Source organism: Micromonospora parathelypteridis, from assembly GCF_014201145.1.
In the GTDB taxonomy this organism is placed as follows: domain Bacteria; phylum Actinomycetota; class Actinomycetes; order Mycobacteriales; family Micromonosporaceae; genus Micromonospora; species Micromonospora parathelypteridis.
Genome location: NZ_JACHDP010000001.1, coordinates 892,704 through 906,276, shown reverse-complemented (window position 1 = coordinate 906,276; position 13,573 = coordinate 892,704). Strand labels below are relative to the sequence as shown.

Here is a 13,573-nt window from a genome sequence, read left to right as displayed (position 1 = left end):
CTGCACTCGTCGTGCACCGCGGTGCGATCGGATGGTCGTCGAGACCCCGAACCCTCGCCCGAGGAGCACCATGCACTGCGCCGTAGCCGAGCCTGCCCGAGTCCTCTCCCGTGCGGTACTGACCCCACGACAGGAACAGATCGCCCTGCTGGTGGCGGCAGGCTCCACCAATGTCGAAGTCGCGACGCACCTGGTCATCAGCACCCATACGGTCAAACATCACCTACGCGGGGTGTTCCACCGGCTGGGCGTCGCATCCCGCCGTGAACTGCGCAGCGCGCTGGCCCTGCACGACTCGACCAACCACTTCACCCAGAGCTGCTGCCTGACCAGCCAGGAGCGCGACATCGCGCGCCGGGTCTCGAACGGCGCGTCCAACCGCGAAGTGGCGGCACAACTGTTCATCAGCCCCAGCACCGTGGACTATCACCTACGCAAGATCTTTCGCAAGCTCGACATCACCTCACGCCGAGAACTGGCGAGACGAGACGCACCTGCCGCGCCTCGACCGGACAGCACATCGTTGGCCGCGAAGTCGAAGCCTGGTCGGTCGGAACCGCGCTCGGGTTCGCCCTCACCGCAGCCATGACGAACGTGCCCGCTCGCTCGTGATTTTGCCTGCTGGGCCTGCCGCTACATCGCTCGCGACCGACCGGCTCAGGTGCCGTGGACCTCCAACTCCCACAGTGAGTAGCCGTACGCGGGCAGGGCCCGCTGGGTGCCCTGGACGCGCAGGTAGCGGCCGGTGGCCGAGATGGCGATGTCATCCACCCCGCCGTCGCCGCTGGTCGTGGTGTGGACCGGCGACCAGGTGACGTTGTCCGGGGAGACCTGGACCTGGTACGCCCGCGCGTAAGCCGCCTCCCAGGTCAGCCGGACACGGTCGAGGGTGTGGGAGGCGCCGAGGTCCACCGAGATCCACTGCGGGTCGGCGTAGGCGCTGCCCCAGCGGGTGGCCGCGTTGCCGTCCACGGCGTTGGCTGCCACGTGCGCGCTGCCCGGCTCCACGCTCGACGTGGTGACCGGTCGCCCCCGGGAGAGCAAAGTGCCACCGGAGGAGGTGCCGTAGACGTTGAGGTCCCACAGCGAGTAGCCCCACTGGGTGGCCCGCTGGGTGCCGTACACCCGCAGGTAGCGGCCGGTGCCGGTGACCGTGAGGTCGTCGACGCCACCGTCGCCGGTGGTCGTGGTGTGCACCGGCGACCAGGCCACGTTGTCTGGCGACACCTGTACCTGGTAGGCCCGCGCGTGGGCCGTCTCCCAGGCCAGCCGCACCCGGTTGATCGCGTACGTGGCACCCAGGTCGACGGTGATCCACTGCGGGTCGGTGTACGCGCTGCCCCACCGGGTTGCCGCGTTGCCGTCCACGGCGTTGGCCGCTGCGTGCGTACTGCCGGGCTCGACGCTGGACGCCGTCGCCGGCCGGCCCCGGGCCAGGTCGGTGGCGGGCGGTTCGCTCGGGCCGTCCGTCCTGATCCGCACGTTGCGGTAGTTGATGTCCATCCCGGCGCCGTCGTTCTGCAACCCGATGTAGCCGTTGGCGATGGCCCGACTGCTGACGTAATCGTTGATCTTGACCCCGTTGAGCCAGATCTCGACCCGCTGGCCGTGTACGGCGATCTCGTAGGTGTTCCAGCCGCCGGGTGGCTTGAGCGCCGCCGCACGGGCGGCCTGGTTCGGTGCCTGGAAGCTGTAGACGCTGCCGGTGGTGCGCGTCGGGTCGCCGTCGGTGGCGTCGATCTGGATCTCGTGACCGGCATCGACCGGGCCCCACGGGTCGCCCTGCGGATCGGGGAACCCGATGAAGACCCCGCCATTGTCGTCGCCCGGCATCATCCAGTCGACCTTGAGCGAGTAGTTGCCGAAGGTGCGCACCGGGTACCAGAGCAACCCCATCCCGCCGTTCGAGGTCAAGGTGCCGTCGGCCAGCGTGAAGCCGCCCGGCCCCGCCTGCCGCCACTGCCCGAGGCTGGCCTGGGTGCCGTCGAACAGCGGGGTGTAGCCGGGCTCCGGACGGCAGTCGGCTGCCACGGCCCCGGCCGCCACCTGAATGCCGCCGAGCAGCATGCGGGTGAAGTTCGGGTCGCTGTAGCTCTGCTCGGTGTGGCCGAGGCCGGTGTACCAGGAGCGTCCGCCGCCGTAGGCATGGCACCAGGTGATCGGGTGGTCGCCACCCATGGACCCACCGGAATACGACGACTCGTCGAGGCTGGCCAGCACCTTGACCGCGGAGCGGGGGGTGGCCCGGTAGTTGTACCACTCGTCGGTGCGGGTCCAGGTTGACGGCAGGTGCGCGGTGGAAGCGTTCGCCCGGTCTTCGACCCGGACGGTCGCCTGCTGGGTGGCCGGGTGCGAGTCGAAGTACGCCCCGACCAGGCCGCCGTACCACGGCCAGTCGTACTCGGTGTCGGCGGCGGCGTGCACCCCGACGAAGCCACCGCCAGCGGCGATGTACGCCTCGAACGCGCCCTGCTGGCCGGCGTTGAGCACGTCGCCGGTGGTGCTGAGAAAGACCACCGTCTGGTACTGGGCGAGGTTGGCCGTGGTGAAGCTGGTCGCGTCCTCGGTGGTGGTGACGGTGAAGCCGTTCGCCGCACCGAGTTGTTGGATGGCGGCGATGCCGTTCGGGATGGAGGAGTGCCGGAAACCGGCGGTCTTGGAGAAGACCAGGACCTTGCTCAGCGGTGCGGCCTCGGCCGGGGTCGGGGCCACCGTCATCGCTCCGGCGGCGACGGTGAGTCCGGCGACCACGGCGGCGGCGACCGCGATGATGGCGCGTCTGCGCATGGGGGCTCCTTGCGGGACAGTGGACGGGCAGGTCACGGCAGGGTCCAGTTCTGCGCGGCGGTGCCGTTGCACTCGTAGATCTGCAGCTGCCGTCCGTTGGTCGGGGTGGAGGCGGGGATGTCGAGGCACCGGTTGGCCTGCGGGTTGCGCAGGCTGCCCGCGGTGCCGGGCACCCACTGCTGGGCCCCGGTGCCGTTGCAGGTCCACAGGTGGATCGGGGTGCCGTTGGTGGTGCCGCTGGACTTCACGTCCAGGCACTTGCCCAGGCTGCGGATGGTGCCGTCGCCGGGCAGCGTCCACTGCTGGTTGGTCGCGCCGGCGATGCAGTCCCACATCTGGACGCTGGTGCCGTCGGCGGTCCCGCCGGCGTTGACGTCGACGCACTTGCCCATGCCCCGGATCGGGCCGGTGCGGGGGCCGCTCGCCGGGGTGCTCACCCCGGCGCCGGTGAACGTGTAGCTGTCCAGGTCGAGCAGGGCTCCTCCACTGCCGCCGCTGAACACGACGTACAGATCGTGGGTGTTGTCGTCGGGCTTGGTGACCGGCGCGCTGATCTCGGTGTAGCTGTCCCAACCGCCGGTGTTGGGCACGGTGACCCGGGCGACCTCGGGACCCGTCGGCGAGTCGTACCGGAAGGAGGCGACGTTGCCGGCCTTGTCCGAGGAGACCCTGGCCCGTACGCCGGTGATGCCCTTGAGGCTCACCCCGTGGTGCCGGACGTACTCACCGTTCTGGATGTCACCGAGCCGCCGGCCGCCCTCGGCGCCACCCGCGTTGATCACCTGGGGGCCGTGCAGCGAGACGTAGTGCTCGGCCTGCCACTGCTTGGGCCACACGGTGACGTCCTTCTCGGCGGTGAGCGGCACCGTGCCGGCGGCGCCCCGGTCGGTGTAACCGGCCCGCAGCAGGAAGAAGAGCACCGAGTCCGGCCCGGCGTGCACCGGTCCGGTGTTGACGGTGAAGCCGCAGCCGGTGCCCTGGCCCTCCTCGTGCGCGTGCTCCTGATGACCGAGGGCCGCCCGGATCGTTACGTTCGCGCACGGGATTGTCCCGTCCTGGGCGTCCGCGGCGGTGGCGGTGGCGGTCAGGTTCTCGTCCCAGGAGAACAGCCCTCCGTTGGGAATGCCGTTGAGGGACACGGTGGGCCGGGTGTTGCCCACCACGACGGCCACCTGGGTGGTGCCGGACCGGCCCGTGCCGTCGGACACCGTGAGTCGGGCGCGCTTGTCGCCGTTGCTGGCGTACGTGTGGGTGGGGTTCGCGGCGGTGGAGTCGATGGTGCCGTTGCTGTCGAAGTCCCACGCGTAGGTCAGCGGGTCACCGTCCGGGTCGGTGCTGCCCGCGCTGGAGAAGTTGACCGTCAGTGGGCTGACGCCGTTGTCGGGGGTGGCTGACGCGACGGCGGTCGGGGACCGGCCACCGGCCACATAATTGATCTTGTAAAGGCCGGCGGCGGTGTCGCCCGAGAAGTAGCCGTTGCCGTACTCCAGCAGGTAGAGAGATCCGTCCGGCCCGAACTCCATGTCGATCGGGTGGACGAAGGACATGCCGGCGAGTACCGGCTCGATGACGGTCGGGGTACCGGTGCGCGCGTTGCCGTTGTCGAACTGGACCGCCTTGATCCAATTACGGCAGTACTCCGTGATGATCAAATTGTTGTCGTAGTACTGCGGCCACTTCACGTCCGACGCGAGGCTGGGATCGTAGTGGTAGACCTCGGCGTGGTTGGGTGAGCCACAGCCGCCCGGGCTGTCCAGGGCCGGCCACTCCCGGCTGCCGCCGTGCTGCTCCCACACCAGGGCGCCCCGGGTCGGCGGCAGCTGCTGGAGGCCGGTGTTGCGCGGCGAGTTGTTCACCGGGCCGGTGCTGCCACCGCACGGGAACCAGCCGCGTGGCGAGTTGGTGGCAAAGTCCCAGTCGTTGTAGGCGACGTTCGGGCCGCCGCAGTACGGCCAACCGTGGTTGCCCGGCGCGGTGGCCCGGTTCCACTCGTCGTACGCCGCCGGCCCCCGGTTCGCGATCGTCGCTCCGGCGTCCGGCCCGACCTCACCCCAGTAGAGGGTGTTGCTGCTCTTCCGGTCCACCCACACGCGGTACGGGTTGCGCACCCCCATCACGTAGATCTCCGGACGGGTGCCGCTGGTGCCCGCGGCGAAGAGGTTGCCCGTCGGAACGGTGTACGTGCCGTTGTCCTCCGGGTGGATGCGATTGATCTTCCCGCGCAGGTCGTTGGTGTTGCCCGAGGTCCGCTGTGCGTCGTACTGGGCGTCGCGGCTCGTCCGCTCGTCGATCGGGGCCATGCCCGCCGAGTCTCCACCGGAATTGGTGTTGTCGCCGACGGCGAAGTAGAGATTCTCGTTGCTGTCCCAGGTCATCGAGCCCGCCGAGTGGCAGCAGAGCCGGCGTTCGGTCGGCCACTCGATCAGCCGGGTCTCGCTCGCCGGGTCGAGCACGAGGGTGCTCGGGTTGAAGGTGAACCGCGAAATGCGGTTGACCAGCGGCGTCGCGGCCGGCGAGTAGAACAGGTACACCCAGCGGTTCGTGGCGAACCTCGGGTGCGTCGTGATGCCGATCAGGCCGTCCTCGAACCGGGCGTCCAGTTGAAGGGTCAGCGCGACAGTCGTCGTACGGGTGGCTGGGTTGTAGAGGCGCACCTGCCCACCGCCGGAACTGGTGCCCCGGTTGATGTAGAGCACCTTGGCGTCGGGCAGGACCGACAGTTCGATCGGCTCTCCCATGGAGAGCCCACCGTCGAGCTTGACCTTCTCGAACTGCGTGGTCGCGGGCGGCGCCGCGACCGCTGCCGGTGCGGCGGCGGTGACCCCCAGCAGGATCGGCAGCAGGCTGGCGAGGGTGGCCAGGACGACGGCCGCGGCGCAACGCGGACGCGGTTTACTGATCATGGGATTCTCCGGCGTTCGGGGCGACACACACGGCCGACGAGCCCACACGGGCCCGCCAGCTCCGGCGTCAGAGGGCAATCAGGCCGTTGTCGTTCCAGACCACCGACGAGCAGGGCAGCGGGCGCGATTCGAAGCGGCGACGTCATCTTCATCGACACGATCTCCTCTGGATCGTCCGTGCGGATGTCTCGCACCCCGGGAAGTGCCCCCGGTCTGCCCACGTCCGCCGAAACGAGGGCGATGTCGAGATGACGTGGATCGTTGCCATCGCACCGGGTTCCCGGCGACGAGATGAACATCGATCTACATCGTTGACATGCAGTTAACATCGGACGTCTTCGATGGTCAATCCCGAGGAGGGAGGAGAAGACGTTCAGTCGGGACAGGTCTCCGACCACGCCGATGCTCGGCCGCAGTCAGGTTGACCGGAGGACAGTCCACAATGCGGAACGGATGCCCACGGCCAGCCTCGGCACGGTCATCCCAGTGGAGTGAGCTCGGGCGACCTGATGGTCTGCCGGTGTTCGGCCGGGCTGAGACCGCGTACCCGTTTGAAGGCCGCGCTGAGTGCGAATGAGCTGCCGTAGCCGACCTGGCGGGCCACCGCGCCGACGGTGGCGTCCGGTTCGCGCAGCAGGTCGGCGGCCAGCGCGAGCCGCCAGTTGGTGAGGTACGCCATCGGAGGCTCGCCGACCAGGTCGGTGAACCGGCGGGCCAGCACGGCCCGCGAGATACCGGTGCCGGCCGCGAGGGTGGCCACCGTCCAGGGCTTTGCCGGGTGGTCGTGCAGCAGCCGCAAGGCCCTACCGACCACCGGATCGCCGTGCGCTCGGTACCAGGCCGGCGCCGCCGCCTCCGGCCGGGAGAACCAGGCCCGGAGTACGGCGATGAGCAGTAGGTCGAGCAGCCGGTCCAGGACCACCTCCTGCCCCGGCTCGTCCTTGGTCATCTCGTCGCTGAGCAACGGGATGAGCGGGCTGTCCAGGGCTCCGGCCGGCAGCACCAGTACGTGGGGCAGGACCCGCAGCAACCGTTGGCTGACCTCACCCTGCAACTGGTACGTGCCACTGAGCAGCACCGCCGCCCCGTCAGCGCGTTCGCCCCAGGTCCGGACACCCAGGTCCATCACTTCGCACAACTCGTCCCCGGCGGGCGTGGTGGTGCGCTCACCCGGATGGATCACCGCCTGCGGGGCCGTGGCCGGGTCGTCGGCGATCGTGTACGGCTCCGGGCCGCGGATGATCGCGACATCGCCGGGGCGCAGCGGCACCGGAGCACCCCGGTCCGGCACCACCCACGCCGTGCCGCGCAGCATGGTGACCAGGGTGAGGGGCGCGCGATCCTGGATCCGTACCGACCAGGGCGGGTCGAACACCGACCGCATCAGGAACGCACCGCGTGCCCTCGGCCCGTCCAGCAGCCCCGCGAGCGCATCCATGCGCTCAGGTTAGCCCTGCGACGGGGCGGTCGAGACGCTGGGACATGGGACCGAGAGTCTCGCCCATTCCCGGTGCGCTCGCCCTCGACTTGACTGGTTGGCATGACGAAGAACGTTGATGAGCAGCCAATCCTCGTACTGGGCGGCACCGGCAAGACCGGCCGCCGGGTGGTGGACCGGCTCACCAAACTCGACCGGCCGGTACGGGTCGGCTCCCGCTCCGGCGAGCCGCCGTTCGACTGGACCGACCAGCACACCTGGGCACCCGTACTGGACGGGGTTTCGTCGGTCTACCTGGTGTACTACCCGGACCTGGTCGCGCCGGACGCCCTCGCGACGATCCGCTCGTTCACCGAACAGGCGGTGTCCGGCGGGATCGAACGGTTGGTTCTGCTTTCCGGCCGGGGCGAGGAGGAGGCCAAACTCAGTGAGCGGGTAATCCAGGACTCCGGAGTGGCCTGGACGATCGTGCGGGCGAGCTGGTTCAGCCAGAACTTCAGCGAGGACTTCCTGACCGACTCGATACGCGGCGGCGAGGTCATCCTCCCGGCCGGCAATGTGCCGGAGCCGTTCGTCGACGCCGACGACATCGCCGACATCGTGGTCGCGGCGCTGACCGACGACGGGCACGCGGGGCAGCTCTACGAGGTGACCGGCCCTCGGCTTCTCACCTTCGCCGAGGCGACCTCGGAGATCGGCAACGCGCTCGGGAGGGAGATCCGCTACCGATCGGTTTCGCCCGAGGAGTACGCCGCCGTGCTGGCCGGGTACGACGTGCCGGCGGAGCTCGTGGCGGTGCTGACCGAGCTGTTCGGCAAGGTCCTGGACGGCCGCAACGCACAGCTCACCGATGGTGTGCAACGGGCGCTGGGCCGCGGGCCGCGTGACTTCACCGACTATGCCCGGGACGCCGCCGCCGCTGGTGCGTGGGACGCCTCGCCCGGTGGAGACCGGGCATGAACGCCACCCTGGCTGCCTGGTCGGCGGCGGTGACCCTGGCGGTGACGGGTGCGATCACCGGTGTCTACTACGCCTTTTCGGTAGCGGTGATGCCCGGTCTGAACGCCGCCGACGCCGGCACCGCGATCCGGGCCATGACGAGCATCAACCAGAAAATCCAGAATCCGCTCTTCTTCGTCACGTTCTTCGGCCCGCTCGTTGCCGCCACGGTGACCGGTGTGCTCCTGTTGATCCTCGGAAAGCGGACGGCGGGTGTGCTGTTCCTGGTGGCCGCGGGGGTGTACCTGGTGGGCGCGTTCATCCCGACGGTGGTCGTCAACGTGCCGATGAACGACACGCTCGACGCCGCGGGCGTGCCGACCGATCCTGCGGAGGCGGTCCGGGTGTGGGCTTCCTACTCGTCCCGCTGGACGTGGTGGAACTCGGTACGCGCCGGCGCGAGCCTGATCAGCCTGTTGCTGGCCGGTCTCGGCATCTTCCTCTCGCGCATGTCCCGATGACGTCGGCGCCCCGCGCGAGCGGGGCGCCAGCTTCGGCGGCGGGACTTTACAACATGGCTCGGCTGGGGCGGATGGACCCGGGGTTGTGGCGCGCGATGGGGGTGTCTTAGGTTAGCCAAACCTAATAAGTGAAGGTGAGTTCTGTGTCTTCCACACTCCGCGTCCTGACCTCTGCGCTCGCACTGGCGCTCGTTGGCGGCTCGCTCGCCGCCTGCGGCACCGACGAGCCGAGCACGCCGTCGGCCGGCACGTCGTCCTCGGCTGCCGCCGCTTACCCCGTGACCGTCACGCACAAGCTTGGCACCACGAAGCTGGACAAGGCTCCGCAGCGCATCGTGGCGCTCTCGGACGCCGATCTCGACGCCCTGTTGCTACTCGGCATCCAGCCGGTCGGTATTGGCGCCTCGGTGCACGACGGCGGCATCACGCCGTGGGCCAAGCCGAAGCTCACCGGCCAGCCGGCCCTCCTCGAGCCCGGCGAGAACGGTGTGGACGCCGAGCAGGTCGCGAAGCTGAACCCCGACCTCGTGCTGGCGGGTGGCGACTACTACGTCGACTCCGAGTACAAGGCCCTCTCCCCGCTGGTGCCGACCACCGCCTACGAGACCGGGCCGTTCGAGGACCCGTGGCAGATCACTCTGCGACAGGTGGCCAAGCTGGTGGGCAAGGTCGAGCAGGGTGAGCAGATCATCAGGGACGTGGAGGCGAAGGTCGCCGGCGTCCGGACCCAGTACCCGGCCCTGGCCGGCAAGACCTTCAGCCTCTCGCAGGCGTTCGAGGCCGGCACCATCGGAGTGCTCCGGTCACCCGAGGACACCGGCGTGAAGTCGTTCAACTCGTTCGGGATGGAGCTGACCCCGGCCGTGAAGGCGCTCAAGAGCGAGGACTTCGCGGTGACGTTGAGCCTGGAGAAGATCGCGACGATCGACGCCGACGTGGTGCTGGTCTACCCAACCGAGCCGCAGTTCAAGACAGCCCTGGAGGCCAACACGCTCTTCAAGAACCTGAAGGCCGTACGGGGCGGGCACTACGTGCCGCTGGACCTCGTCGAGTTTCTGTCGTTGCGTAACCCCAGCCCGCTGTCGACCCCGTACTTCATCGACAACGTGCTGCCGAAGGTCGCCGCCGCGGCCGCAGCGTCCTGACTGGTATCCACCCCGCTTCGCGTGAACGAGGTCGTCCCACCTTCCACAAGGAGATGCCATGAGCTCCCCGGTACGAGAGATCGAACTCGTCTGGCACGATCTCGTCCCACGTCTGCTCACGGTGGTGCGCGCCGAGCGGATCACTCCGCGCATGGCCCGGGTCACGCTCACCGGGGACGACCTGGACACGTTCGCCTACGCCGCTCCGGAGGACCACGTGAAGGTCTTCTTCCCGGCCCCCGGCACGGAGTTGCCGCTGCTGCCGACGCTCGGCCCGGAGGGATTCGAGCCGCCCGGCCCCGATGCGCCGCAACCGATCTTCCGCGACTACACCGTCCGGTACGTTCGCCGGGAGCAGCGCGAGATCGACATTGACTTCGCGTTGCACGGGCACGGTCCCGGTGCGTCCTGGGCGGCCGCCGCCGCGCCCGGCCAGCGACTCGGCGTGCTGGGACCGCGCGGTTCGTACGTGAATCCGCTGACCTTCGACTGGTATCTCGTCGCCGGGGACGAGACCGCGCTGCCCGCGCTGGGCGCCTGGCTGGAGCAGTTGCCGGCCGGCGTGCCGGTGTACGCGTTCGCCGAGGTGGCAGACGTCGCCGAGGAACAGGACCTGGCGCGGTCCGCGGAGACCACGCTCACCTGGCTGCACCGCGGCGCGGGTCAGTCACTCGGCGCCGCGCTGACCGACTTCCGTGCTCCGCAGGGTGCCGGCTTCGTCTGGGTCGCCGGGGAGGCGACCGCGCTCAAGCCGATCCGGCGGCACCTGCGGGCGCTGGGCCTGCCGCGCGACCACGTCGAGGTGGACGGCTACTGGAAGCGCGGCATCGTCAACCTGGACCACCATGACGTCGACGCCTGACCTGGCGTTGCGGTCGGGCCGGCGGCGTCGGGTCGTCGGCCTGCTCGGGCTGCTCCTGCTCGCCGTCGTGGCGGTGCTGCTCAGCCTCGGGCTGGGCGCGCAGACCCTGCACCCCGGCGAGGTGTGGCGTGTGCTGCTCAGCGCGGACGGTTCGGACGCCAGCGCCCTGGTCTGGGAACTGCGGGCGCCGCGTACCGTGCTGGGGGTGGCGGTCGGGCTCGCCCTCGGCGTGGCCGGCGCCCTGATCCAGGGCCACACCCGCAACCCGATCGCCGACCCGGGCCTGCTCGGCGTGTCGGCGGGTGCGTCGTTCGCCGTGGTCGTCGCCATCGCCGTGTTCGGTGTGGATTCGTTCGGCGGGTACATCTGGTTCGCCTTCGCCGGTGCGTTGGTCACCAGCGTCGTCGTCTTCGCCGTTGGCTCCGGAGGCCGCAACGGCCCCACGCCGGTGACCCTGGCGCTTGCCGGAATGGCGATCGGCGCGCTGCTCTTCTCCTTCACCTCGTCGATCCTGGTCACCTCTCCGGAGACGCTGAACGTGTTCCGCTTCTGGGTGGTCGGGTCGCTCGCCGGTCGGGACCTCGACACGGCCTGGCAGGTCATCCCGTTCATCGCGGTCGGCCTGGTGCTCGCCGCGGCGAACGCCCCCGCGCTCAACACGTTGGGGCTCGGCGAGGACGTTGCCCGGGCCCTCGGGCAGAGCGTTCCGCTGGCCCGGGTCGTCGGCGTCGCCGCGATCATGCTGCTCACCGGCGCCGCCACCGCGGCGTGCGGCCCCATCGGCTTCGTCGGCCTGGTGGTGCCGCACCTCGCCCGCGCCCTGACCGGCCCCGACCATCGCTGGCTGCTGCCGTTCGCCGGGCTGCTCGGGGTGGTCGCCGTGTTGCTCGCGGACGTGGCCGGACGGCTCGTGGCCCGGCCCGCCGAGGTGCAGACCGGCATCGTCCTGGCGGTGGCAGGCGCACCCTTCTTCATCTGGCTGGTCCGCCGGGTCAGACTGGTGCAGCTGTGAACGACACCCTCACCCGATCGACCGCAGCCGAGCCCGCCGGGCTGGCGCTACCCGGCCGGACCGTCATCCGGATCGGACCTGTGTCGGCCGCGGTGCCCGCCCGCGGCGTGGCCGTCACGCTGGTCGCCCTCCTCGGAGCCGTAGCGCTCGCCGTGGTCAGCGTGTGCCACGGCGACTTCCCGATCACCCCACCGGCCGTGTGGGAGGTGCTCACCGGCGGCGGCACCCGCATCGAGCGGCACATCGTGCTCAACCTCCGCCTGCCCCGGGTGCTGTGCGCGCTGCTGGTCGGCGCCGCCCTCGCGGTCGCCGGAGCGCTCACCCAGACCTTCGCCCGCAATCCGCTCGCCAGCCCCGACGTGCTCGGCGTGACCAACGGCGCCGCGGTCGGGGCGGTCGCCGCCATCGTGCTCGGCGGGGCAGTCGGCGCCTACGGCGTACCACTGGCCGCCCTCGGCGGCGCGGCGATCAGCGCGACCCTGATCTACCTGCTGGCCTGGCGCCGCGGTATCGATGGCTACCGGTTGGTGTTGATCGGGCTCGGCGTCGGCGAGATCCTCGGTGGGATCACCTCGTGGTTGCTTATCCGGGCCGATCTGGTCGACGCGACCCGCGCCACCATCTGGATCACCGGCTCTCTGGCCGGCCGCGAATGGGCGCACGTCCGGCCGCTCGCGGCGGCGCTGGCCGTGCTGTTGCCGCTCGCCATGGCCGCCTCGGTAGCGTTGCGGGTCCTGCAGTTCCGTGAGGACACCGCACGTGCGCTGGGTCTACGCCTGCAGAGCGCCCAACTCCTCGTCGTCGCCCTCGCGGCCGCGCTCGCCGCCGCCGCGGTGGCCGCCGCCGGTCCGATCGAGTTCGTGGCGTTCCTGGTGCCACAGGTCGCCCTACGCCTCTGCGGGGGCAGCCGACCGCCACTGCTCGCCTCGGCGCTGCTCGGCGCGCTGCTCGTCGTGGGCGCCGATCTGGCAGCCCAGATCGTGATCGCGCCGAAGGAGCTGCCCGTCGGCCTGCTCACCGCGATGATCGGCACCCCGTACCTGCTCTGGCTACTGCTCAGACGATCCAGGAGGACCAGCGGATGAACGCCCGGCTGCGCGGCGAGGGCCTGCGCCTCGCGTACGGGGATCTGACGGTGATCGACGGCCTCGACGTCGACATCCACGACGGCCGGGTGACCACCATCATCGGCCCGAACGGCTGCGGAAAGTCGACGCTGCTCAAGGCGCTCGGCCGGCTGCTCCGGCCGACGTCGGGGCAGGTGCTGCTGGATGGCAACCGGATCGACCGGCTGCCGACCCGGGAGGTGGCCCGCGCCCTCGGCGTCCTGCCACAGTCACCTACCGCGCCCGACGGGCTGACGGTCGCCGACCTCGTGATGCGCGGTCGCCATCCGCACCAGAGCTGGTTTCGCCAGTGGTCCCGCGACGACGAGACGCTGGCCGCCGACGCGCTGCGATGGACCGACATGCTCGACTACGCCGACCGCCCGGTCGATGCGCTCTCGGGTGGCCAGCGGCAGCGTGCCTGGATCAGCATGGCCCTGGCCCAGGGCACGGATCTGCTGCTGCTCGACGAGCCGACGACCTTCCTCGATCTGGCGCACCAGATCGACGTGCTCGATCTGATTGGTCGCCTGCACCAGGAGAGGGGCCGCACCGTCGTCATGGTCCTGCACGATCTGAGCCTCGCAGCGCGTTACGCCGACGTGCTCATCGCCATGAAGGACGGCCGGATCGTCGCGACCGGAACTCCGGCCGAGGTTCTCACCCCCGAGTTGCTGGAAACCGTCTTCGGCTTGCGGGCGATGGTGGTGCCCGACCCTGCCACCGGCACGCCTCTGGTCGTCCCCCTGCCCCGTTCGGCCGAGCTGCGTCCCCGGGTGTAGCGGCGGCGAGCGCCGCAGTGTCGTGGAGTTCGAGGGCACGCGAGTCGCCGCCATGTACTTGCGCCTGAGCGTCGAAAA

The 13,573-nt window shown here is 70.1% G+C and carries 11 protein-coding genes; 8 read left to right on the top strand and 3 right to left on the bottom strand.

Annotated features, from left to right (window positions below; translation table 11 throughout):
* Nucleotides 1–31: 31 nt before the first annotated feature.
* Nucleotides 32–589: a response regulator transcription factor gene (locus HNR20_RS03500; RefSeq protein ID WP_229687151.1), complete on the top strand. Its 558-nt coding sequence runs from the start codon at nt 32–34 to the stop codon at nt 587–589.
* A 68-nt stretch (nt 590–657) separates the two neighbouring features.
* Here the strand turns inward: HNR20_RS03500 and HNR20_RS32610 are convergent, their stop codons facing one another.
* The 3 genes from HNR20_RS32610 to HNR20_RS03485 all read right to left on the bottom strand — a co-directional run bounded on the left by HNR20_RS32610 (nt 658) and on the right by HNR20_RS03485 (nt 7,128).
* Complete coding sequence (locus HNR20_RS32610; RefSeq protein ID WP_184176444.1) at nt 658–2,787, bottom strand: ThuA domain-containing protein; 2,130 nt, start codon at nt 2,785–2,787, stop codon at nt 658–660.
* A 32-nt stretch (nt 2,788–2,819) separates the two neighbouring features.
* Nucleotides 2,820–5,690: a ricin-type beta-trefoil lectin domain protein gene (locus HNR20_RS03490; protein WP_184176442.1), complete on the bottom strand. Its 2,871-nt coding sequence runs from the start codon at nt 5,688–5,690 to the stop codon at nt 2,820–2,822.
* Between the two features lie 478 nt (nt 5,691–6,168).
* Nucleotides 6,169–7,128, bottom strand: a complete 960-nt coding sequence (locus HNR20_RS03485; RefSeq protein ID WP_184176440.1) for an AraC family transcriptional regulator — start codon at nt 7,126–7,128, stop codon at nt 6,169–6,171.
* Nucleotides 7,129–7,230: 102 nt separating this feature from the next.
* Between HNR20_RS03485 and HNR20_RS03480 the strand changes: the two genes are divergently transcribed.
* The 7 genes from HNR20_RS03480 (at nt 7,231) to HNR20_RS03450 (ending at nt 13,495) form a co-directional block, all read left to right on the top strand.
* On the top strand, nt 7,231–8,088 hold the full coding sequence (locus HNR20_RS03480; RefSeq protein ID WP_184176438.1) for a Rossmann-fold NAD(P)-binding domain-containing protein: 858 nt from the start codon (nt 7,231–7,233) through the stop codon (nt 8,086–8,088).
* Nucleotides 8,085–8,588, top strand: a complete 504-nt coding sequence (locus HNR20_RS03475) for an anthrone oxygenase family protein (protein WP_184176436.1) — start codon at nt 8,085–8,087, stop codon at nt 8,586–8,588. Before HNR20_RS03480 ends, HNR20_RS03475 begins: the two co-directional genes overlap by 4 nt.
* A 143-nt stretch (nt 8,589–8,731) precedes the next feature.
* Nucleotides 8,732–9,733, top strand: coding sequence for an ABC transporter substrate-binding protein (locus HNR20_RS03470; RefSeq protein WP_184176434.1), 1,002 nt, complete (start codon nt 8,732–8,734; stop codon nt 9,731–9,733).
* Nucleotides 9,734–9,791: 58 nt separating this feature from the next.
* Complete coding sequence (locus HNR20_RS03465; RefSeq protein ID WP_184176431.1) at nt 9,792–10,595, top strand: siderophore-interacting protein; 804 nt, start codon at nt 9,792–9,794, stop codon at nt 10,593–10,595.
* Nucleotides 10,579–11,607: a FecCD family ABC transporter permease gene (locus tag HNR20_RS03460; RefSeq protein WP_184176429.1), complete on the top strand. Its 1,029-nt coding sequence runs from the start codon at nt 10,579–10,581 to the stop codon at nt 11,605–11,607. The genes HNR20_RS03465 and HNR20_RS03460 overlap by 17 nt, the downstream gene beginning before the upstream one ends.
* A complete protein-coding gene (locus HNR20_RS03455) occupies nt 11,604–12,692 on the top strand; it encodes a FecCD family ABC transporter permease (RefSeq protein WP_184176427.1) in 1,089 nt (362 codons plus the stop codon). The genes HNR20_RS03460 and HNR20_RS03455 overlap by 4 nt, the downstream gene beginning before the upstream one ends.
* A complete protein-coding gene (locus HNR20_RS03450) occupies nt 12,689–13,495 on the top strand; it encodes an ABC transporter ATP-binding protein (protein ID WP_184176425.1) in 807 nt (268 codons plus the stop codon). Before HNR20_RS03455 ends, HNR20_RS03450 begins: the two co-directional genes overlap by 4 nt.
* Nucleotides 13,496–13,573 lie beyond the last annotated feature (78 nt).